This is a genomic window from Pseudorhodoferax soli, assembly GCF_003337555.1.
GTDB lineage: Bacteria > Pseudomonadota > Gammaproteobacteria > Burkholderiales > Burkholderiaceae_C > Pseudorhodoferax > Pseudorhodoferax soli.
In genome coordinates this window covers 883,693-902,559 of sequence record NZ_QPJK01000001.1, presented here as the reverse complement: position 1 = coordinate 902,559, position 18,867 = coordinate 883,693, and the positions used below count along the sequence as shown (strand labels likewise).

The following is an 18,867-nucleotide window of genomic DNA, read 5'->3' as shown; positions in this document are numbered from 1 at the left end:
GGCGGGCCGGGTTTTTACAATAGCGCCCAGTTTATCGAGGCTTCCCATGACCCCAGACTCCGCCGCCGCGCCCGTGGTGCATCCCGGCTCCTTCCTGACCCTGCACTACCGGCTGGCCGGCCCGGGCGGCGACATCATCAACACCTTCGGCGGCAAGCCTGCCACGCTGTCCCTGGGGGCGGGCGAGCTGTCGCCCGCCGTCGAGGAGCGTTTGCTCGGCCTGGCCGAGGGCACGCACACGCACTTCGAGTTGCCGGCCGGCGCCGCCTTCGGCGAGCGCAATCCCGAGATGCAGCAGTGGGTCGCGCGTGGCCTGCTCGCCAAGCTGGGCGATCCGGACGAGAAGTACAGCGTGGGCGACGTGGTGCAGTTCCCAACGCCCGATGGCACGGGCAGCTACGCGGGCGCGGTCATCGCACTCAAGGACACCGCCGTGCAATTCGACTTCAACCACCCGCTGGCGGGCCAGCCTGTGACCTTCGAGGTCCAGCTGATCGGGGTGCTCTGATGTCCGGCGTCGTGAGCGACATCGTGCTGGCAGAGCCGCGCGGCTTTTGTGCCGGCGTCGACCGCGCGATCGAGATCGTCGAGCGTGCGCTGGCCAAGTTCGGCGCGCCGATCTACGTGCGCCACGAGATCGTGCACAACACCTACGTGGTCAACGACCTCAAGTCGCGCGGCGCGATCTTCATCGAAGAGCTGGACGAAGTGCCGCCCGGTGCGACGCTGGTGTTCTCGGCCCACGGCGTCAGCCAGGCGGTGCAGCGCGAGGCCGAGCGGCGCGGCTTCCGCATCTTCGATGCCACGTGCCCGCTGGTGACCAAGGTGCACGTGGAGGTGGCCAAACTGCACAAGGAAGGCTTCGAGTTCATCATGATCGGCCACAAGGGGCATCCCGAGGTCGAGGGCACCATGGGCCAGCTCGACAACGGCATCCATCTGGTCGAGGACGTGGCCGACGTCGCGCGCGTGCAGCCGGGCCAGACGGAGCGCTTGGCCGTGGTCACGCAGACCACGCTGTCGGTGGACGACGCGGCCGAGATTGCGGCCGCCGTCAAGGCGCGCTTTCCGAACGTGCGCGAGCCCAAGCAGCAGGACATCTGCTATGCCACGCAGAACCGGCAGGACGCGGTCAAGGTGCTGAGCCCGCAGGTCGACATCCTGATCGTCGTGGGAAGCCCCACGAGTTCGAACAGCAACCGGCTGCGCGAGCTCGCAAAGAAGCTCGGCACCGAAAGCTACATGGTCGACAGCGCAGACGAACTGCGCCCCGAATGGTTCGAGGGCAGGCCGCGCGTGGGCCTGACGGCCGGCGCCTCGGCTCCGGACGTGCTGGTCCAGCAGGTGATTGACCGCCTGCGCGCGCTGGGCGCGCAGGCTGTCCGCAAGATGGACGGCATCCAGGAAACCGTGAAGTTTCCGCTGCCGAAGGGCCTCAAGCTCGAGGCTTGAGACCGGGCGTCACAACACTTCGCTCGCGAAGTCCGCCAGGCGCGAACGCTCGCCGCGCGCCAGCGTAATGTGGCCGCCGTGCGGCCAGCCCTTGAACTTGTCGACCGCGAACGTCAGGCCCGATGAGCCTTCGGTCAGGTAAGGCGTGTCGATCTGCTGCAGGTTGCCCATGCAGACGATCTTGGTGCCCGGGCCGGCGCGCGTGATCAGCGTCTTCATCTGCTTGGGCGTCAGGTTCTGCGCCTCGTCGATGATCACGTACTTGTTCAGGAAGGTGCGGCCGCGCATGAAGTTCATGCTCTTGATCTTGATGCGCGAGCGGATCAGCTCGTTGGTGGCCGCGCGGCCCCATTCGCCGGCGCTGGTCTCGGTCTTGGCGAGCACTTCGAGGTTGTCGTCCAACGCGCCCATCCACGGGCCCATCTTTTCTTCCTCGGTGCCGGGCAGGAAGCCGATGTCCTCGCCCACGCTGACGGTGGCGCGCGTCATGATGATCTCGGTGTAGCGGCGGTCGTCCAGCACCTGCGTGAGGCCGGAGGCGAGCGCCATCAGCGTCTTGCCGGTGCCGGCATTGCCGGTCAGCGTGACGAAGTCGACCTCGGGGTCGAGCAGCAGATTCATCGCGAAGTTCTGTTCGCGGTTGCGGGTGGTCACGCCCCAAACGGCATTCTTCAGGTGGTTGAAGTCGCGCAGCGTCTTCAGCACGGCCGTCTTGGCGCGGATTTCGGTCACGCGGGCATACAGGCTGGGCTCGCCCGGCGCCTCGAAGTAGACGAATTGGTTGATGTGCAGGCTCGGCACCACCGGGCCGGCGATCCGGTAGAAGGTGTGTTGGCCCTGCTGCCAGCTCTCCACCGTCTTGCCGTGCTTGGCCCAGAAATCGGGCGGCAGCGCCAGCGCGCCCGAGTACAGGAACTCACCGTCCTCCAGCGTCTTGTCGTTCTGGTAGTCGTCGGCAGCCAGCCCGAGGGCCTTGGCCTTGACGCGCATGTTGATGTCCTTGGACACCAGCACCACCTCGCGCGGCGCATGCTCGCGCCGCAAGGCTTCGACCACGCCGAGGATCTGGTTGTCGGCCTTGCCCTGGGGCAGGCTGGCCGGCAGCCTGTCTTCCAGCGCGCGCGTCTGGAAGAACAGCTTGCCGCCGGCTTCGCGGTGGCCGGTGACGTCCAGCGGCAGGCCGACCGCGATGTCGGCGTTCGGCATGCCGGCCAGGGCGTCCAGCGTACGGCTGGTCTGGCGCGCGTTGCGCGCCACTTCGCTCATGCCCTTCTTGTGGCCGTCGAGCTCTTCCAGCACGATCATCGGCAGGTAGATGTCGTGCTCTTCGAAGCGGAACAGGCACATCGGATCGTGCATCAGCACATTGGTGTCGAGCACGAACAGCTTGGACGGGCCTGCCGACTTGGCTGGCTTGCGTTTGCGCGCCGGCGCCGCGGCGGGCGTGTCGGCGGCGGCCTCGCGGCGCGCGCGTGCCGGCGGTGCTTCCACCGTCTCGCGCATCGTGGGTACGTCGATGGCCACGCCGGTGTCGCGCAGCGCGGCGACAGGCGCTTCGTCCTGGGCTTCGCGCGGCGTGTGCGCCGGTTCTTCCGCTGCGGCTTCGGTGAAGCGCGCGCGTGCGACCCGCGCAGGTTTGGATGTGGCGCGCGCAGGCGCGTCGAAGGCGTCAGGAGACAGGGTGGCAGCGCGCTTTGCGGGGGGCGGGGGCAGAGGCATGGGGCGTCGTGTTTCCTGGGAAGGACCAAAAACGAAAAAGCCGCCCGGTCGCCAGGGCGGCTTTTTGGTGGGATGCGCGAGGAGCGTCTCCTAGGGGCATGAAACCATTATGCATGACCCCGGTGACCGCCCCGCGCGCGGATGACCGCAGCGATCAGACGGTCGTGTTGATTTCCTTGACGGCCGCCAGGACTTCGTCCACATGGCCGGGCACCTTGAGGCCGCGCCATTCCTGCTGCAGCGTGCCATCGGCGCCGATCAGGAAGGTGCTGCGCTCGATGCCCTTGACCTTCTTGCCGTACATGATCTTGTTCTTGACCACACCGAACATGTGGCACATCTTCTCTTCGGTGTCGGCAATGAGTTCGAACGGGAGCTCGAGCTTGGCCTTGAACTCGTCGTGCGACTTCATGTTGTCGCGCGAGACGCCGAACACCGTGGCACCGGCCTTCACGAAGTCCTTGTACTTATCCCGAAACTGCATGGCTTCGGTGGTACAACCGGGCGTGTTGTCCTTCGGGTAGAAATACAGCACCAGGACTTTGCCCAGGTGCGAGGTGTTGGAGACTTTCACGCCGCCCGTGGCGTTGGCTTCGAATTCAGGGATGAGTTTGTTGACAACGATCGCCATATGTTTGAATCTCGGGAGTCGGAAAGTGGTCGACAGCCGCGGGTGTATAAGACTGTGCGGCCCGCGCGGCAACCCTTGATTTTACCCTGAAAATGCTTTTCGCGTTCCCTTGTTACAGGGAGCGTGACACGGGTGTGCATGCGTCACACCGCAGGCTCCAGCAACAAGGCGACCACCACATCGCGGCCTTCCTGGGCCAGGATGTTGTAAGTGCGGCAGGCGGCAGCCGTGTCCATGGTCTCCACGCCGATGCGCTTGGCGATGAGGGGGCGCAGCCAGGCAGCCTGCGGAAAGCGCAGCCGCTCGCCGCTGCCAAAGATCACGACCTCGCAATCGATCTCGGCCAGTTGGGCGAAATGCTCTGCGGTGAGGTCTTCGAAACGCTTGCACGGCCAAGCATCGCGCTGGCCGCGCGAGCCGATCACCACGCTGTGCTCGATGCGGTCGGCCTGCACGCCGATCCATCCCGGGCCCAAGGCGGTGATGGTCTGGACGCTGGATTTGTCGGGCTGCAGTTTCATGGGGAGAGGGGTGGTGCGCGGGCCGGGAAGTGCCGCGAACTGTGGTCAAATTATAGGTTTTCGCTTCAACAGGCACGCCGGTGGGGCTATGGCGCAAGCCGCCGGAGGCACCAGGGGACTCCATGAAAACCGTCCAGAAATCCGCCAAGCTTTCCAACGTCTGCTATGACATTCGCGGGCCCATCATGGACGCCGCGCGCCAGATGGAGGAAGAGGGCCAGAAGATCATCAAGCTCAACATCGGCAACCTGGCGGTGTTCGGTTTCGATTCGCCCGAAGAGATCCAGCAGGACATGATCCGCAACCTGCCGAACTCGGCCGGTTACTCGGACAGCAAGGGCATCTTCGCGGCGCGCAAGGCCGTCATGCACGAGACCCAGAAGCAGGGCGTCAAGGGCGTGACGCTGGACGACATCTATCTTGGCAATGGCGCCAGCGAACTGATCGTGATGGCCACCAACGCCTTGCTCAACGATGGCGACGAGTTGTTGTTGCCCGCACCCGACTACCCGCTGTGGACGGCCGCAGTGAGTTTGTCCGGCGGCACGCCGGTGCACTACCGCTGCGACGAGGCGAATGGCTGGATGCCCGACCTCAACGACATCCGCGCCAAGATCACGCCGCAGACCAAGGGCATCGTGGTCATCAACCCGAACAACCCGACCGGCGCGCTGTACTCCGACGAACTCCTCAAGGCCCTCGTGGCCATCGCGCGCGAGCACGGCCTGGTGCTGTTCGCCGACGAGGTCTACGACAAGGTGCTCTACGACGGCGCCCGCCACACCGCCATCGCCAGCCTGTCGGATGACGTGCTCACGCTGACCTTCAACTCGCTGTCCAAGAGCTACCGCAGCTGCGGCTACCGCGCCGGCTGGCTCGTGGTCTCGGGCGACAGGAAGCCCGCGCGCGACTACATCGAGGGCCTGAACATGCTCTCGAACATGCGGCTGTGCGCCAACGTGCCGGGCCAGTGGGCGATCCAAACGGCGCTGGGCGGCTACCAGAGCATCAACGACCTCGTGGGCGACGGCGGCCGGCTGCGCCGCCAACGCGACCTGGCCTATGAGCTCATCACGGCCATCCCGGGCGTGAGCTGCGTCAAGCCCAGCGCCGCGCTGTACATGTTCCCGCGGCTCGATCCCAAGATCTACCCGATCCAGGACGACCAGCAGTTCATCCTCGAGATGCTGCAGGAGACCAAGGTCATGCTGGTGCAGGGCACTGGCTTCAACTGGCCGACGCCGGACCATTTCCGCATCGTGTTCCTGCCGCACGAAGACGACCTGCGCTTGGCCATCGGTCGCATCGCAAGCTTCCTCGAGCAGTACCGCAAGCGCCACGCCGCGCCCGTTTCTTCTTCCTCTTCCTCCGCACAGGCGGCTCTCGCATGAAACCCATCCAGGTCGGCCTTCTGGGCATCGGCACCGTCGGCAGCGGCGTCTTCAACGTTCTCGCGCGCAACCAGCAGGAGATCCGGCGCCGCGCCGGCCGTGGCATCGAGATCGCGACCGTGGCCGACCTGAACGTCGAGCGTGCGCGTGAAATTGTCGGCAGCGACGTGAAGGTCGTGGCCGATGCGCGCGCCGTCATTGCCGACCCGTCCATCGACATCGTGGTCGAGCTGATCGGCGGCTACGGCATCGCCAAGCAGCTCGTGCTCGAAGCCATCGCTGCCGGCAAGCACGTGGTTACCGCCAACAAGGCGCTGCTGGCCGTGCACGGCACCGAGATCTTCGCGGCGGCCCAGGCCAGGGGCGTGATCGTGGCGTTCGAGGCCGCCGTGGCCGGTGGCATCCCCATCATCAAGGCGCTGCGCGAGGGGCTCACGGCCAACCGCATCCAGTGGATCGCCGGCATCATCAACGGCACCACCAACTTCATCCTGTCGGAGATGCGCAGCAAGGGGCTGGACTTCGACGTGGTGCTCAAGGAAGCCCAGCGCCTGGGCTATGCCGAGGCCGACCCGACCTTCGACATCGAAGGCGTGGATGCCGCGCACAAGGCCACCATCATGTCGGCGATCGCCTTCGGCATCCCGGTGCAATTCGACAAGGCCTACGTGGAAGGCATCACCAAGCTGTCGGCGCAAGACATCCGCTACGCCGAGCAGCTGGGCTACCGCATCAAGCTGCTGGGCATCACCAAGCGCGTGGAGAAGGGCGTGGAGCTGCGCGTGCACCCCAGCCTGGTGCCGGCCAAGCGCCTGATCGCCAATGTCGAGGGCGCGATGAACGCCGTCGTCGTGCAGGCCGATGCCGTGGGCACCACCCTGTACTACGGCAAGGGTGCCGGCAGCGAGCCCACCGCCAGCGCCGTGATCGCCGACCTCGTCGACATCACCCGCCTGCACACGGCCGACCCCGAGCACCGCGTGCCGCACCTGGCCTTCCAGCACGACGCACTGAGCGACCTGCAGGTCTTGCCCATGGGCGAGGTGGTCACCAGTTACTACCTGCGCTTGCGCGTGGCCGACCAGGCCGGCGTGCTGGCCAAGGTCACCGGCCTGTTGGCCGAGTCCGGCATCAGCATCGACGCCGTGCTGCAGCGCGAAGCCGACGAGGTGGGCGGCGAAGGCTCGACGCAGACCGATCTCATCATCCTCACGCACGACTGCCAGGAGGCGCTGATGGACGCCGCGATCGCCAAGATGCAGGCCCTGCCGACCGTGCTGGCGCCCATCACGCGCATCCGCAAGGAAGAGCTGAACTGATGCATTACCTGTCGACCCGCGGCCACCCCGACCGCAAGCGCTTCTGCGACATCCTGCTCGAAGGCTTGGCGCCCGACGGCGGCCTGTACCTGCCCGAGCGGTACCCGCAGGTCGATGCGGCCACGCTTGCGCGCTGGCGCAGCCTGCCCTACGCCGAACTGGCGTTCGAGGTCCTGTCGCTCTACATCGACGACATTCCGGCCGCCGACCTCAAGGCCCTCTGCGCCAAGACCTACACGCGCGAGGTCTTCGGCACCGAGGCCATCGTGCCGCTGCGCCAACTCGAAGACGGCGTGTTCCTCGAAGCCCTGTCCAACGGCCCCACGCTGGCCTTCAAGGACATGGCCATGCAGCTGCTTGGCAACCTGTTCGAGTACGAACTGGGCCGGCGCGGCGAGGAGCTCAACATCCTGGGCGCCACCAGCGGCGACACCGGCAGCGCGGCCGAATACGCCATGCGCGGCAAGCAGGGCGTGCGCGTGTTCATGACCTCGCCGTACGGGCGCATGAGTGGGTTCCAGCAGGCGCAGATGTTCAGCCTGCAGGACGCCAACATCCACAACCTGGCCGTCGACGGCGTGTTCGACGACTGCCAGGACATCGTCAAGGCCGTTTCCAACGACCTCGCATTCAAGCGCCAGTACCGCATCGGCACGGTGAACTCGATCAACTGGGCGCGGCTGTTGGCCCAGGTGGTCTACTACTTTGCGGGCTACTTCCAGGCCACGAAGACGGATGGCGAGCAGGTCAGCTTCACCGTGCCCTCGGGCAACTTCGGCAACGTCTGCGCCGGCCATGTCGCGCGCATGATGGGCCTGCCGATCGCCCAACTGGTCGTCGCCACGAACGAGAACGACGTGCTCGACGAGTTCTTCCGCACCGGCGTCTACCGCGTGCGCGGCAGCGCCGACACGCACGAGACCTCCAGCCCGTCCATGGACATCTCCAAGGCGTCCAACTTCGAGCGCTTCGTGTTCGACCTGCTGGGCCGCGACGGCGCGCGCACGGCCGAGCTGTTCGGTGCAGGCCTGGCGCGCACGGGCCGCTTCGACCTGTCGGCCGACCCGCTGTTCGCGCAGGCTGCCACCCGCTTCGGCTTCGCCAGTGGCAAGAGCACGCACGCGGACCGCCTCGCGACCATCCGTGACACCTACCAGCGTTTCGGCCAGATGATCGACACGCACACGGCCGACGGCCTCAAGGTGGCGCGCGAGCAGCGCAGCGCGGGCGTGCCCATGGTGGTGCTCGAGACCGCACTGCCGATCAAGTTCGCCGAGACCATCGTCGAAGCCCTGGGCCGAGCGCCCGAGCGGCCGGCCAGGTTCGAAGGCATCGAGAACCTGCCGCGCCGCGTGCAGCGGGTCCCGGCCGACGCAGACTTCGTGAAGCGCTACATCGCCGAACACTGCGCATGAAGGTCGTGGGATTTGTCGGCTACTCGGGCGCCGGCAAGACCACGCTGATCGAGCGGCTGATCCCCCTGCTCAAGGCGCGCGGCGAGACGGTCTCTGTCGTCAAGCACGCGCACCACGGCTTCGACATCGACACGCCGGGCAAGGACAGCTGGCGCCACCGGGAGGCCGGCGCGCAGGAGGTGGTGATCGCCTCCGACCGCCGCCTTGCATTGCTGCGCGAATACGCCACGGAGCACGCGCCGACCGCGCGTGGCTTGGTTGCAGAGTTGCGCCAGCATGTGGACTGGGTGCTCGTCGAAGGCTTCAAGCACGAGGACCTGCCGCGGCTGGAACTGCGCCGCGCCGGCGACCAGCGCCCCGCGCGCTATCCCGAAGACCGGCATGTCCGCGCCGTGCTGACCGACGCGCCGGCCGAACTCCAGCCCGCGCCCCTGTGCCCGGTGCTGGAACTGAACGACGTGCCGGCGCTGGCCCGTTGGCTGGCCGACAATGCCGCGCTCTTCGCCCACCGTTTGGACCCTGCCGCATGACCGACCCCGCCGCCAAGCTCAAGACCCTGGACGAGGCCCTGGCCCAACTGCTGGGCTACGCCGAGCCGCTGGCCGCCACCGAAACCGTGTCCACCTTCGATGCCGACCACCGCGTGCTGGCGCGCGATGCGGTGTCCGGCCTGCAGGTGCCGCCGCTGGACAACAGCGCCATGGACGGCTACGCGCTGCGCTGCGCCGATGTGCCCGCCGCAGGTTCCGTGCTGCCCGTGTCGCAGCGCATCCCGGCCGGCAGCACGGGTGCGGCCCTGGCCGCCGGCACGGCCGCGCGCATCTTCACCGGTGCGCCCGTGCCCCAGGGCGCGGACGCCGTCGTCATGCAGGAAGACTGCGAACTGCTCGACGATGGCCGCATCCGCGTGCGCACTGCGCCTGCCCCCGGCCAGTCCATTCGCCGCGCTGGCGAGGATGTGGCGCTGGGCGCCACCGTGCTCGTACAGGGCACGCGCCTGACGCCGGCCGCACTGGGCATGGCGGCCAGCATCGGCCTGGCGGAGCTGACGGTCGCGCGCCGCCCGCGCGTGGCGCTGTTTTCCACCGGCGACGAACTCGTGATGCCGGGCGAGGTGCCACCCGCGCAGATGCGCCCCGGCGCGATCTACAACTCCAACCGCTTCTTCCTGCGTGCGCTGCTGCTCCGCCTGGGCTGCGAGGTCAGCGACCTGGGCATCGTGCCGGACCGGCTGGACGCCACCGTCCAGGCTCTGCGCAACGCAGCCGAGGGCCACGACATGGTGCTGACCAGCGGCGGCGTCTCGGTCGGCGAGGAGGACCATGTCAAGCCCGCCGTGCAGGCCCTCGGGCGGCTGGAGCTCTGGCAGATCGCGATCAAGCCGGGCAAGCCGTTTGCTTATGGGTCCATTCCCGGCACCGATGGCGCGGCCTGCCATTTCATCGGTCTGCCCGGCAATCCGGTGTCCAGCCTGGTCACCTTCCTGATGCTGGTCCGCCCATTCCTGCTCAAGCTGCAGGGCGCCGCGCACACGGCGCCTGCCGTGGTGCACCTGCCTGCCGCCTTCGAGTGGAAGCGCGCGGACCGGCGCCGCGAGTTCCTGCGCGCGCGCCGCAATGCCGATGGCGCGCTGGAGCTGTTCCCCAACCAGAGCTCGGGCGTGCTGACATCCGTCGCCTGGGGCGATGGCCTGGTGGACACGCCAGCCGGCCAGCCCATCGCGCGCGGCGACACCGTGCGCTTCCTGCCGTTCGAGGACCTGTGGGGATGAAGCTCTCCATCCGCTATTTCGCCTCCATCCGCGAAGGCCTGGGCCTGGGCCAGGAGTCCATGCAGACCGAGGCCGCCACCGTCGGCGCGCTGCGCGACGAGCTGCTCGCGCGCGGCGGCGCCTACGCCGAGCTGCTGGCCCGTGGCCGCGCCGTGCGCGTGGCCGTGGACCAGCAGATGCAGGACGAATCCGCCGCGCTGCACGAAGGCGCCGAAGTCGCCTTCTTCCCGCCCGTCACGGGCGGCTGAGCAGGGCGTCTTCCAGCGCGCGCAGGCGCTGGCGCAGGGCCGGGGAGGCCGCAGTCATCGGGGCGCGCAGGCGGTTGTCCATCTGTCCGGCTTCGGCCAGCAACGCCTTGATCGGGCCGGGGTTGGGCTCCGCAAACACGGCTTGCACCCAGGGCAGCAGCGGCTGCCACAAGGCCCGCGCCTCGGCCAGCGCGCCAGCCCGCAGCCGTTCGATCACCTGCACGAAGCGCTCGGTGTGCCGGTGCGCGCTGGCCGCGATCGCGCCGGTGGCGCCCAGGGCCAGGCTGCCGAAGATCTGCGCGTCCTCGCCAGCCAGCACCGCCAGCCGGCCGTCGGCGATCAGCGCAGCCGTCTTGCCCGCGTCGCCGCCGCAGTCCTTGATGGCCTGGATGCGCGGGTGCGCCGCCAGCGCCAGCAGTGTTTCCAGCCGCAGTTCCGCGCCGGTGCGGTACGGAATGTCGTAGAGCACCAGCGGCACGGGGCTGGCGTCGGCCACGGTGCGGAACCAGGTCAGCAGCCCTTCCTGGGAGGGGCGGATGTAGAACGGCGCCGCCACCAGCACGCCGGCCACAGGCCGCGTGCAGACGGCTTCCAATTGCGCCAGCACGCCTTGCAACCGGTAGCCGCCCACGCCCATCAACACGGGCAGGCCCTGCGCCGCGGCAAGCGTGGTGTCCAGCACGGCCAGCTGTTCCTCGGCCGTCAGCGCGGCGGCTTCGCCGGTGCTGCCGCAGGGCACGAAGCCGGCCACACTGCGGCCGGCCAGGTCGCGCACCAGGGCGGCCAGCGCAGCATGGTCGACGCGGTCGTCGGCGGTGAAGGGCGTGACCAGTGGAATCCACAGGCCGGAGAACAGGGGAGAAGCAGAAGACACAAACATTCCTTTCGATGGGTACAGCAAGACCGTCAGGGTCGACCATCGAAGGGGAGCGCGCGCGAAGCTCGTGCAGAAAGGCTGCCAGGGGTTCCGTCGCACATCCGACGACGGAACCGCAGCCCCGGTCAGACGAGCAGCGGTTTGTTCGCTTTTTTCGCGCAGCAGCCGGCCACGGAGGTGGCGGTGCGGGCGGTGGGGGCGAACATGGGGCGCGAGTGTAGCCTGCGCGAGAATCGCCGCATGCCCAGCACCGCCCGCGTCAGCATCCAGACCGAAGACTTCGACCTCGGCGCCGAGATCGCCGCCCTGCGCGCGCAGGACGCCCGCGTGGGGGCCGTCTGCAGCTTCGTCGGCACCGTGCGCGACCACCACCCCGACGTGGCCGGCCAGGTCACGGCGCTGGAGCTGGAGCACTACCCCGGCATGACCGAGCGCGCCATCGAGGCCATGGTCGACGAAGCCTTCGCCCGCTTTCCGCTCTACGGCGCGCGCGTGGTGCACCGCGTCGGTCCGCTGGCACCTACCGATCAGATCGTGCTGGTGGCCGTCACCTCGGCGCACCGCGGCGCCTCCTTCCAGGCCTGCGAATTCCTGATGGACTACCTCAAGACCCAGGCCCCGTTCTGGAAGAAGGAACAGACGCCCGAGGGCGGCCGCTGGGTCGACGCCCGCGTCAGCGACGACGCGGCGCTGGCGCGCTGGGGCATTGCCGCGCGGAACGCCTGAGCCGGGCCCGATCCAGATCAAGCTGTCGGCGCGCACCGACAGCGCCGCCCTTGAAACGGGCGCATCCTCTCCCCATGTTCGTTGCAATTCGGAGAACTCGAACATGCGAATCGACAAGCTCACCACCAAATTTCAGGAAGCCCTGGGCGATGCCCAGTCCCTCGCGTTGGCCAACGACAACGCCTACATCACCCCCGTGCACGTGCTGGCCGCCATGCTCAAGCAGCAGGACGGCCCGCGCCCGCTGCTCGAGCGTGCCGGCGCCAACGTGCAGGGCTTGCTGGCCGCGGCCGAAGGTGCCGTCAAGCGGCTGCCGCAGGTGCAGGGCCAGGAGCAGGTCCAGCCCGACCGCGACCTCGTGACGCTGCTGCAGGCCTCCGAGAAGGAAGCGCTCAAGCGCGGCGACCAGTTCATCGCCGGCGAGCTGTTCCTGCTGGCCTTCGTGGACAGCAAGATCGACGCGGCCAAGCTGCTGCGCGAGAACGGCCTGTCGCGCAAGGCGCTGGAATCGGCCATCGACGCCGTGCGCGGTGGCCAGAAGGTCGACAGCGCCGAGGCCGAAGGCCAGCGCGAAGCCCTGAAGAAATACACGATGGACCTGACCGAGCGCGCCCGCATGGGCAAGCTCGACCCGGTGATCGGCCGCGACGACGAGATCCGCCGCGCCATCCAGGTGCTGCAGCGCCGCACCAAGAACAACCCCGTGCTGATCGGCGAGCCCGGCGTCGGCAAGACCGCCATCGTCGAAGGCCTGGCCCAGCGCATCGTCGCCGGCGAGGTGCCCGATTCGCTCAAGGGCAAGCGTGTGCTGTCGCTCGACATGGCGGCGCTGCTGGCCGGCGCCAAGTACCGCGGCGAATTCGAGGAGCGGCTCAAGAGCGTGCTCAACGAGCTGGCCAAGGACGAAGGCCAGACCATCGTCTTCATCGACGAGCTGCACACCATGGTCGGCGCCGGCAAGGCCGAAGGCGCGATGGACGCCGGCAACATGCTCAAGCCGGCCCTGGCGCGTGGCGAGCTGCACTGCGTGGGCGCCACCACGCTGGACGAATACCGCAAGTACATCGAGAAGGACGCCGCGCTCGAGCGCCGCTTCCAGAAGATCCTCGTCGGCGAGCCGAGCGTGGAGGCCACCATCGCCATCCTGCGCGGCCTGCAGAACAAGTACGAGGCGCACCACGGCGTGCAGATCACCGACCCGGCCATCGTGGCTGCGGCCGAGCTGTCCAACCGCTACATCACCGACCGTTTCCTGCCCGACAAGGCGATCGACCTGATCGACGAGGCCGCGGCCAAGATCAAGATCGAGATGGATTCCAAGCCCGAGGTCATGGACCGGCTCGACCGCCGCCTGATCCAGCTTCAGATCGAGCGTGAAGCCGTGCGCCGCGAGAAGGACGAGTCCTCGCAAAAGCGCTTCGGCCTGATCGAGGAAGAGATCGCCAAGCTGCAAAAGGAGATCGCCGACCTAGACGAAGTCTGGCAGGCCGAGAAGGCCGAGGCGCTGGGTTCCAAGGAGGTCATGGAAGAGATCGAGAAGTTCCGCTTCCAGGTGGAGGAACTCAAGCGCAAGGGCGACTTCAACAAGGTCGCGGAGATCCAGTACGGCAAGCTGCCCGAACTGGAGAAGAAGCTCAAGCAAGCGCAGGACAAGGAAGCCGGCAAGGGCACATCGAGCGGCCTGCGGCTGCTGCGCACCCAGGTCGGCACCGAGGAGATCGCCGAGGTGGTGGCGCGCGCCACCGGCATCCCGGTCTCCAAGCTGATGCAGGGCGAGCGCGAGAAGCTGCTGCACATGGAAGACAAGCTGCACCAGCGCGTGGTCGGCCAGGACGAGGCCATAATGGCCGTGGCCAACGCCATCCGGCGCTCGCGCGCGGGCCTGTCCGATCCGAACCGGCCGACCGGCTCCTTCCTGTTCCTGGGCCCCACGGGCGTGGGCAAGACCGAGCTGTGCAAGGCGCTGGCGGGCTTTTTGTTCGACAGCGAGGACCACCTGATCCGCATCGACATGAGCGAGTTCATGGAGAAGCATTCGGTGGCCCGCCTGATCGGCGCGCCTCCGGGCTACGTGGGCTACGACGAGGGCGGCTACCTGACCGAAGCCGTGCGGCGCAAGCCCTACAGCGTGCTGCTGCTCGACGAGGTCGAGAAGGCGCACCCGGACGTGTTCAACGTGCTGCTGCAGGTGCTGGACGACGGCCGCCTCACGGATGGCCAGGGCCGCACCGTGGACTTCAAGAACACCGTGATCGTGATGACCAGCAACATCGGCTCGCACCTGATCCAGGCCATGGTCGGGCAGGACGCCGAGGACATCAAGGACGCGGTGCAGGGCGAGCTCAAGAACCACTTCCGGCCCGAGTTCCTGAACCGCATCGACGAGACCGTGGTGTTCCACGCGCTGGACGCGCAGCACATCGAGGCGATTGCGGGGATCCAGATCCGCGCGCTGCGCGAGCGGCTGGCGCACCTCGACCTGACGCTAGACGTTTCCCCTGCCGCGCTTGCGGAGTTGGCCAAGGTGGGCTTCGATCCGGTGTATGGTGCCCGTCCGCTCAAACGGGCGATCCAGCAGCGCATCGAGAACCCGCTGTCCAAGATGCTGCTGGAAGGGCGTTTCGCGCCCAAGGCGGTGATTCCCGTGGACGTGGACCCGATCCAGTCGCCCGGTGAATTCCGCTTCGACCGGGTGGTGCATTGATGATCGCGGGCGCGCAACAAAGGAGTGATGGGGCCGTGGGTGATTTCGTAGCGGGCCTCGTCCGCCTGATGTTGCAGCTGGCCCTGCTGGCCGCGGGGCTGGTGGTGGCTGCCGGCCTGGTGCTGGCGGCGGCCGTGCTGGCTGTGGTGTTCGGCCTGCGCCTGTTGTGGGCCAAGCTCACCGGCCGCCCCGTGATCCTGCGCTTCGGCGGCATGGGTGTGGACCCGGCCGCCAGCTGGCGCCGCTACCGCAGCTGGCAGCAGCAGGCCGCGCGTCCACGCGGCCGCGCCGCGCCGGAGCCCGCACCGGGCGAGCCCTCGCCCTTCAGCCCGCCCGGCGCCATCACGCAGGACGTGGAAGACGTCCAGGCCAAGACGCCGCGCCATTGACATTGCGGGCTTGATGCAGGTCAACACGGCCTGCGTGGCGCCATGGGAGCATGGCGCATGCCCAGAAGGACAGCCTCCCGCGCCCTGACCGAAAGCCAGCGCCATACCGTGCGCACGGTCGGCGCGGCTGCGCCGCTGCGCTGGCTGGCGCATGGCTGGGCGGACCTGTGGCGCTGCCCGCTGCCGGGCCTGCTGCACGGCATGGTCCTGGCGGCGTTTGGCGGCGCACTCGCGCTGTGGGCGCATGCCCACTTCTGGCTGCTGGCCGGCGCCTTCTCGGGCTTCTTGCTGGTCGCACCCATTGCGGCGACGGGGCTCTACGCGGTCAGCCGCGCGCTGGAGCGTGGCACATGCCCACCTCTTGCGGTGGTGCTGCGCGTCTGGTGGCCCAAGGATGGCCGGCTGCTGCTGTTCGGTGTGCTGCTCGCGTTCGCGGGCACCGGGTGGGTCGTGACGTCCGCCGCGCTGGTGACGGGCTTCGCGCCGGGGCAGGTGGCGCGGCCGGAGGAGTTCCTGCTGCTCGTTGTTGCGGCCGGTCAGGGCTGGCTGTTCGAGGCCTGGCTGATGCTGGGCGCCTTGCTGGCCGCGCCCGTGTTCGCCTCCAGCGTCATCGCCATCCCGCTCCTGCTGGACCGGCGCATCGGCGTGCTGGCGGCCGTGTTGACCAGCTGGCGCGCGGTGCTGGAGAACCCGCTGCCGCTGGCGCTGTGGGCGGTGCTGCTGGTGGGGCTCACGCTGGTGGCCATGCTGCCCGCGCTGCTGGGCCTGGTGGTGGCTGCGCCGTGGCTCGCGCACGCCAGCTGGCACGCCTACCGCGACCTGGTCGTCTGACACGCATGTTCGGCTACACCGAAGCCCAGATCGCCTGGTTCGGCATGACCTTCGGCCTCGGCGCCTTCATGCTCTACATGCTGTTCATCATCCTGCAGCTGGCACGTGAGTCCAAGGCCGGGCGTTTCGGCACCTTCGTGCTGCTGCTGGGGCTGGGCCTGGGCATGGTGGGCTTCGCGGCCAAGGGCGTGATCAAGTTCTTCCTGAGCTGAGCTGGGCGCTTGCGACCGCGCATTACCGCGCCCGGCGCACGCCGCTGCCCGTAGCCGGCGGCACTCCGCAGTTCAGCGCGCGGGCTGTTGCGGGCCGTACAGCCAGGGCATGTCCAGCAGCTGCTCGCCCAGCAGCCGCAGCGACAGGTTGCGGCCCCAGCGGATGGGCCCGGTGGCGTGGAAGATGCGGCCGTTGCGCAGCGCACGGGCCTGCACGCGCGCGTTGCGCTGCCAGCGTTCCAGTGCGTAGCGGGCCAGGAGCGTGGGCACCTCGATGCCGGCCGTGTCGGCCTGGCGCAGGGCGCGGCCCAGCGCCTCGGCGTCCTCGATGGCCATGCCGGCGCCCTGCGCGAGGTAGGGACGCATGGGATGCGCGGCGTCGCCCAGCAGCGCCACGCGGCCGCGGGCCTGCTCGGAGGCGGCGCGCAGTGGTGGCCGGTCGGCCAGCACCCACAGCCGCCAGGCGGGCACCGCGCGCACCAGGTCCTGCAGCGGCGTGCAGCAGCCGGCCATGGCGGCCTGCAGGTCGGCCGCGTTGGTGGCGTGGTCCCAGTCGGCCAGGGCATCGGGCGTGGCGCCGCGTGCGCCACCCGGTGGCAGGCCCTGCACGAAGGCCACCACATTGAGCGCCTCGCCGCCGCGCACCGGGTAGCTGACCAGGTGCAGGCGCGGGCCCAGCCAGGCCGTGACCTCGGCGCTGCGCAGCGCCGCAGGCAGCGTGGCCTGCGGCAGCAGCGCGCGGTAGGCCAGGTGGCCGGTCAGGCGCGGCGGGCCGTCGGCCAGCAACTGTGTGCGCACGCCGCTCCACAGGCCGTCGGCGCCGAGCAGGGCATCGCCGTCGATGGCCTTTCCCTCGGTGCGCAGCAGCACACGCCGGCCATCGTCCTCGAAACCCAGCACGCGCCGGTCCAGCGCGAGAGCGGTGTCGGCCCGTGGCGCCACAGCCTGGTGCAGCAGTGCGAGCAGGTCGGCGCGGTGGATGGTGGCGTAGGGTGCGCCGTAGCGCGCGGGCATGGCGGCCAGGTCGAGCGTGGCGAGTGGCTGGCCGCTGGCGGCGTCGCGCACGCGCAGGCGTTCGGGGAACGCGGCCACGGCCCGCAGTGCGGTGCCGAGGTTCCAGGCCTGCAACAGTCGCACGACGTTGGGGCCCAACTGCACGCCGGCGCCCACTTCGCTGAAGGCCGCGGCGCGCTCGAACACGCACACCTGCCAGCCTTGGCGCGCGCAGGCCAGCGCGGCGGCCAGGCCGCCGATGCCGCCACCGGCCACGAGAAGCTGCTTGGGAGTTGCCATGGGGCGGCGATTGTGCCGCCCCGGCGGTCTACATGGCCTTGAACAAGTGGGTGTAGAGCCGGCTCACGGCGACGCGCTCGCCGGGGCGGCCGCGCAGCCGCAGGTGCAGCCGGCCCGCCTCGTCGCGCTGCACCTGCTCGATGGCGTCGGCCCGCACCACCACGCCGCGGTGCACCTGCCAGAAGCGCTGCGTGTCCAGCTGCGGCAGCAGCTGCTTGAGCGGTGTGCGGATCAGGTGCTCCTCGCCGGCGGTCAGCACGCGCACGTACTTGTCGGCTGCCTCGAAGCACAGCACCTCGTCCACAGGGACCATGCGCACGTTGGCGCCACCGGCATCGCCGGCCGCGATGAAGCGCAGCGGCGCGGCCGGCGCACTGCTGGCGGCAGCACCCAGCGGGCGGCGCCACTGCGCGAGCTGCTGCTCCAGCGCATCGGCCGGCGCCGTCCCGGTTGTGGCCAGGGCCTGCTGCAGGCGCGCCACCGTGCGGCGCAGGCGCTCGGGCTGCACGGGCTTGAGCACGTAGTCGGCGGCCTGGGCGTCGAAGGCGCGCACGGCGTATTCGTCGTAGGCGGTCACGAACACCAGCTGTGGCAACGGGGCTTCGCCGGCCGGCCACAGTTCGGCGAGCTCGGCCGCCGCGGCCAGGCCGTCCTGGCCGGGCATGCGGATGTCCAGGAACAGCACCTGGGGCCTGCAGCGCAGCGCCGCCTCCACGGCGCTGTGGCCGTCGCCCACCGTGGCGGCGATCTGCAGCTGCGGCCAGGCGCTGGCCAGCTCGGCGCGCAGCGCCTGCGCCAGCAGCGGTTCGTCCTCGGCGATCAGGGCGGTTGGGGCGGTCGGGGCGGTCATTTCACAGAAAGCGTGCGATCTCCGCGACATCCTCGGGGAACAGCTGGCCGGCTTCGGCCATCAGCACCTTGCCGTCGCGGCCACGCACCACGGTCACCGGCAGGCCGGGCGGCTTGGGCAGTGCCCGTGCCAGCTCAGGCGACACCCAGGCGCTGGGGAAGCCGTACCCCTTTTGCCGCAGGTAGGCGGTGGCCGGGGCGGCGGTCTTGTCGATCGACAGGCCCAGCACCGCCAGGCCACGGCCGGACTGCGTGCGCCAGAGCTGGTCCATGTGCGGCGACTGCAGCGCGCAGAACGGGCACCAGCTGGCCCACCAGTACAGCACCAGCACCTGGCCCTCGGCGTCCGCGGGAGCGAAGCGGCTGCCGTCCAGCAGCGCTACGGCAGGCACAGCCAGGCGGCTGCCGGGCGCGGGCAGCGTGGCCGCGGGTTGCGCCCGCGACGCGGGCCAGCCCAGCGCCAGCGACAGCGCACCGGCCTGGGCCAGCGCCTGGCGGCGCGAAAGTGGATGCGGCATG

20 protein-coding genes are annotated in these 18,867 nt (G+C 69.0%); 13 read left to right on the top strand and 7 right to left on the bottom strand.

The annotated features are described in order from the left end of the window. The first annotated feature begins 46 nt into the window (after nucleotides 1-46). Together DES41_RS04105 and ispH are read left to right on the top strand one after the other, a co-directional pair. The gene (locus DES41_RS04105; RefSeq protein ID WP_114466157.1) at nucleotides 47-508 is read left to right on the top strand and encodes an FKBP-type peptidyl-prolyl cis-trans isomerase; all 462 of its coding nucleotides are present in this window, start codon (nucleotides 47-49) and stop codon (nucleotides 506-508) included. After that, nucleotides 508-1,452 (top strand): 4-hydroxy-3-methylbut-2-enyl diphosphate reductase, encoded by a 945-nt coding sequence (gene ispH / locus DES41_RS04100; RefSeq protein WP_114466155.1) that lies wholly within the window; start codon nucleotides 508-510, stop codon nucleotides 1,450-1,452. Before DES41_RS04105 ends, ispH begins: the two co-directional genes overlap by 1 nt. Nucleotides 1,453-1,461: 9 nt before the next feature. On the opposite strand, the gene DES41_RS04095 is transcribed toward ispH, so the two are convergent. From DES41_RS04095 to DES41_RS04085, 3 genes are all read right to left on the bottom strand, one after another. After that, on the bottom strand, nucleotides 1,462-3,171 hold the full coding sequence (locus DES41_RS04095) for a PhoH family protein (RefSeq protein ID WP_114466153.1): 1,710 nt from the start codon (nucleotides 3,169-3,171) through the stop codon (nucleotides 1,462-1,464). Nucleotides 3,172-3,325: 154 nt separating this feature from the next. After that, complete coding sequence (locus DES41_RS04090) at nucleotides 3,326-3,802, bottom strand: peroxiredoxin (RefSeq protein WP_114466152.1); 477 nt, start codon at nucleotides 3,800-3,802, stop codon at nucleotides 3,326-3,328. Between the two features lie 143 nt (nucleotides 3,803-3,945). Further along, nucleotides 3,946-4,323: an Mth938-like domain-containing protein gene (locus DES41_RS04085; protein WP_114466150.1), complete on the bottom strand. Its 378-nt coding sequence runs from the start codon at nucleotides 4,321-4,323 to the stop codon at nucleotides 3,946-3,948. Between the two features lie 122 nt (nucleotides 4,324-4,445). On the opposite strand from DES41_RS04085, the gene DES41_RS04080 reads away from it, so the two are divergent. The 6 genes from DES41_RS04080 to moaD are packed head-to-tail and all read left to right on the top strand — an operon-like array spanning nucleotide 4,446 to nucleotide 10,467. Further along, nucleotides 4,446-5,714, top strand: a complete 1,269-nt coding sequence (locus DES41_RS04080) for a pyridoxal phosphate-dependent aminotransferase (protein ID WP_114466148.1) — start codon at nucleotides 4,446-4,448, stop codon at nucleotides 5,712-5,714. Next, nucleotides 5,711-7,033, top strand: coding sequence for a homoserine dehydrogenase (locus DES41_RS04075; RefSeq protein WP_114466146.1), 1,323 nt, complete (start codon nucleotides 5,711-5,713; stop codon nucleotides 7,031-7,033). The genes DES41_RS04080 and DES41_RS04075 overlap by 4 nt, the downstream gene beginning before the upstream one ends. Next, on the top strand, nucleotides 7,033-8,448 hold the full coding sequence (gene thrC / locus DES41_RS04070; protein ID WP_114466145.1) for a threonine synthase: 1,416 nt from the start codon (nucleotides 7,033-7,035) through the stop codon (nucleotides 8,446-8,448). Before DES41_RS04075 ends, thrC begins: the two co-directional genes overlap by 1 nt. Beyond that, entirely contained in the window at nucleotides 8,445-8,978 is a 534-nt protein-coding gene (mobB, locus tag DES41_RS04065; protein ID WP_114466143.1) for a molybdopterin-guanine dinucleotide biosynthesis protein B, read from the top strand. The genes thrC and mobB overlap by 4 nt, the downstream gene beginning before the upstream one ends. Continuing rightward, nucleotides 8,975-10,219 carry a molybdopterin molybdotransferase MoeA gene (locus DES41_RS04060; protein ID WP_114466141.1) on the top strand — a complete coding sequence of 415 codons (1,245 nt, stop codon included), beginning with the start codon at nucleotides 8,975-8,977 and terminating at the stop codon, nucleotides 10,217-10,219. Before mobB ends, DES41_RS04060 begins: the two co-directional genes overlap by 4 nt. Further along, nucleotides 10,216-10,467 carry a molybdopterin converting factor subunit 1 gene (gene moaD, locus DES41_RS04055; RefSeq protein ID WP_114466139.1) on the top strand — a complete coding sequence of 84 codons (252 nt, stop codon included), beginning with the start codon at nucleotides 10,216-10,218 and terminating at the stop codon, nucleotides 10,465-10,467. Before DES41_RS04060 ends, moaD begins: the two co-directional genes overlap by 4 nt. Here the strand turns inward: moaD and dapA are convergent. Beyond that, a complete protein-coding gene (gene dapA / locus DES41_RS04050) occupies nucleotides 10,454-11,347 on the bottom strand; it encodes a 4-hydroxy-tetrahydrodipicolinate synthase (protein ID WP_114466137.1) in 894 nt (297 codons plus the stop codon). The genes moaD and dapA overlap by 14 nt on opposite strands. A 237-nt stretch (nucleotides 11,348-11,584) precedes the next feature. Here dapA and moaE point away from each other — a divergent pair, with 237 nt between their 5' ends. The 5 genes from moaE (at nucleotide 11,585) to DES41_RS04025 (ending at nucleotide 16,206) form a co-directional block, all read left to right on the top strand. Next, on the top strand, nucleotides 11,585-12,070 hold the full coding sequence (gene moaE, locus DES41_RS04045) for a molybdopterin synthase catalytic subunit MoaE (protein WP_114466819.1): 486 nt from the start codon (nucleotides 11,585-11,587) through the stop codon (nucleotides 12,068-12,070). 103 nt (nucleotides 12,071-12,173) lie between these two features. Further along, complete coding sequence (gene clpB / locus DES41_RS04040) at nucleotides 12,174-14,774, top strand: ATP-dependent chaperone ClpB (protein ID WP_114466135.1); 2,601 nt, start codon at nucleotides 12,174-12,176, stop codon at nucleotides 14,772-14,774. 35 nt (nucleotides 14,775-14,809) lie between these two features. After that, a complete protein-coding gene (locus DES41_RS04035; protein ID WP_114466133.1) occupies nucleotides 14,810-15,163 on the top strand; it encodes a hypothetical protein in 354 nt (117 codons plus the stop codon). A gap of 57 nt (nucleotides 15,164-15,220) precedes the next feature. Further along, nucleotides 15,221-15,994, top strand: a complete 774-nt coding sequence (locus DES41_RS04030) for a DUF2189 domain-containing protein (protein WP_114466131.1) — start codon at nucleotides 15,221-15,223, stop codon at nucleotides 15,992-15,994. 5 nt (nucleotides 15,995-15,999) lie between these two features. Further along, complete coding sequence (locus tag DES41_RS04025) at nucleotides 16,000-16,206, top strand: DUF2788 domain-containing protein (protein ID WP_056657197.1); 207 nt, start codon at nucleotides 16,000-16,002, stop codon at nucleotides 16,204-16,206. 72 nt (nucleotides 16,207-16,278) lie between these two features. Here DES41_RS04025 and DES41_RS04020 read toward each other — a convergent pair whose 3' ends face one another. The 3 genes from DES41_RS04020 to DES41_RS04010 are packed head-to-tail and all read right to left on the bottom strand — an operon-like array spanning nucleotide 16,279 to nucleotide 18,866. Next, on the bottom strand, nucleotides 16,279-17,499 hold the full coding sequence (locus DES41_RS04020; RefSeq protein ID WP_114466130.1) for an FAD-dependent monooxygenase: 1,221 nt from the start codon (nucleotides 17,497-17,499) through the stop codon (nucleotides 16,279-16,281). 28 nt (nucleotides 17,500-17,527) lie between these two features. Next, nucleotides 17,528-18,349, bottom strand: coding sequence for a LytR/AlgR family response regulator transcription factor (locus DES41_RS04015; protein WP_114466128.1), 822 nt, complete (start codon nucleotides 18,347-18,349; stop codon nucleotides 17,528-17,530). A gap of 1 nt (nucleotide 18,350) precedes the next feature. Beyond that, the gene (locus tag DES41_RS04010) at nucleotides 18,351-18,866 is read right to left on the bottom strand and encodes a TlpA family protein disulfide reductase (RefSeq protein WP_114466126.1); all 516 of its coding nucleotides are present in this window, start codon (nucleotides 18,864-18,866) and stop codon (nucleotides 18,351-18,353) included. Nucleotide 18,867 lies beyond the last annotated feature (1 nt).

What these genes read in the sequence shown, in the direction of transcription:
- DES41_RS04105 (WP_114466157.1), top strand. Translation starts at nt 47, where the DNA reads ATGACCCCAGACTCCGCCGCCGCGCCCGTGGTGCATCCCGGCTCCTTC.
- ispH (WP_114466155.1), top strand. Translation starts at nt 508, where the DNA reads ATGTCCGGCGTCGTGAGCGACATCGTGCTGGCAGAGCCGCGCGGCTTT.
- DES41_RS04095 (WP_114466153.1), bottom strand. Translation starts at nt 3,171, where the DNA reads ATGCCTCTGCCCCCGCCCCCCGCAAAGCGCGCTGCCACCCTGTCTCCT.
- DES41_RS04090 (WP_114466152.1), bottom strand. Translation starts at nt 3,802, where the DNA reads ATGGCGATCGTTGTCAACAAACTCATCCCTGAATTCGAAGCCAACGCC.
- DES41_RS04085 (WP_114466150.1), bottom strand. Translation starts at nt 4,323, where the DNA reads ATGAAACTGCAGCCCGACAAATCCAGCGTCCAGACCATCACCGCCTTG.
- DES41_RS04080 (WP_114466148.1), top strand. Translation starts at nt 4,446, where the DNA reads ATGAAAACCGTCCAGAAATCCGCCAAGCTTTCCAACGTCTGCTATGAC.
- DES41_RS04075 (WP_114466146.1), top strand. Translation starts at nt 5,711, where the DNA reads ATGAAACCCATCCAGGTCGGCCTTCTGGGCATCGGCACCGTCGGCAGC.
- thrC (WP_114466145.1), top strand. Translation starts at nt 7,033, where the DNA reads ATGCATTACCTGTCGACCCGCGGCCACCCCGACCGCAAGCGCTTCTGC.
- mobB (WP_114466143.1), top strand. Translation starts at nt 8,445, where the DNA reads ATGAAGGTCGTGGGATTTGTCGGCTACTCGGGCGCCGGCAAGACCACG.
- DES41_RS04060 (WP_114466141.1), top strand. Translation starts at nt 8,975, where the DNA reads ATGACCGACCCCGCCGCCAAGCTCAAGACCCTGGACGAGGCCCTGGCC.
- moaD (WP_114466139.1), top strand. Translation starts at nt 10,216, where the DNA reads ATGAAGCTCTCCATCCGCTATTTCGCCTCCATCCGCGAAGGCCTGGGC.
- dapA (WP_114466137.1), bottom strand. Translation starts at nt 11,347, where the DNA reads ATGTTTGTGTCTTCTGCTTCTCCCCTGTTCTCCGGCCTGTGGATTCCA.
- moaE (WP_114466819.1), top strand. Translation starts at nt 11,585, where the DNA reads ATGCCCAGCACCGCCCGCGTCAGCATCCAGACCGAAGACTTCGACCTC.
- clpB (WP_114466135.1), top strand. Translation starts at nt 12,174, where the DNA reads ATGCGAATCGACAAGCTCACCACCAAATTTCAGGAAGCCCTGGGCGAT.
- DES41_RS04030 (WP_114466131.1), top strand. Translation starts at nt 15,221, where the DNA reads ATGCCCAGAAGGACAGCCTCCCGCGCCCTGACCGAAAGCCAGCGCCAT.
- DES41_RS04025 (WP_056657197.1), top strand. Translation starts at nt 16,000, where the DNA reads ATGTTCGGCTACACCGAAGCCCAGATCGCCTGGTTCGGCATGACCTTC.
- DES41_RS04020 (WP_114466130.1), bottom strand. Translation starts at nt 17,499, where the DNA reads ATGGCAACTCCCAAGCAGCTTCTCGTGGCCGGTGGCGGCATCGGCGGC.
- DES41_RS04015 (WP_114466128.1), bottom strand. Translation starts at nt 18,349, where the DNA reads ATGACCGCCCCGACCGCCCCAACCGCCCTGATCGCCGAGGACGAACCG.
- DES41_RS04010 (WP_114466126.1), bottom strand. Translation starts at nt 18,866, where the DNA reads ATGCCGCATCCACTTTCGCGCCGCCAGGCGCTGGCCCAGGCCGGTGCG.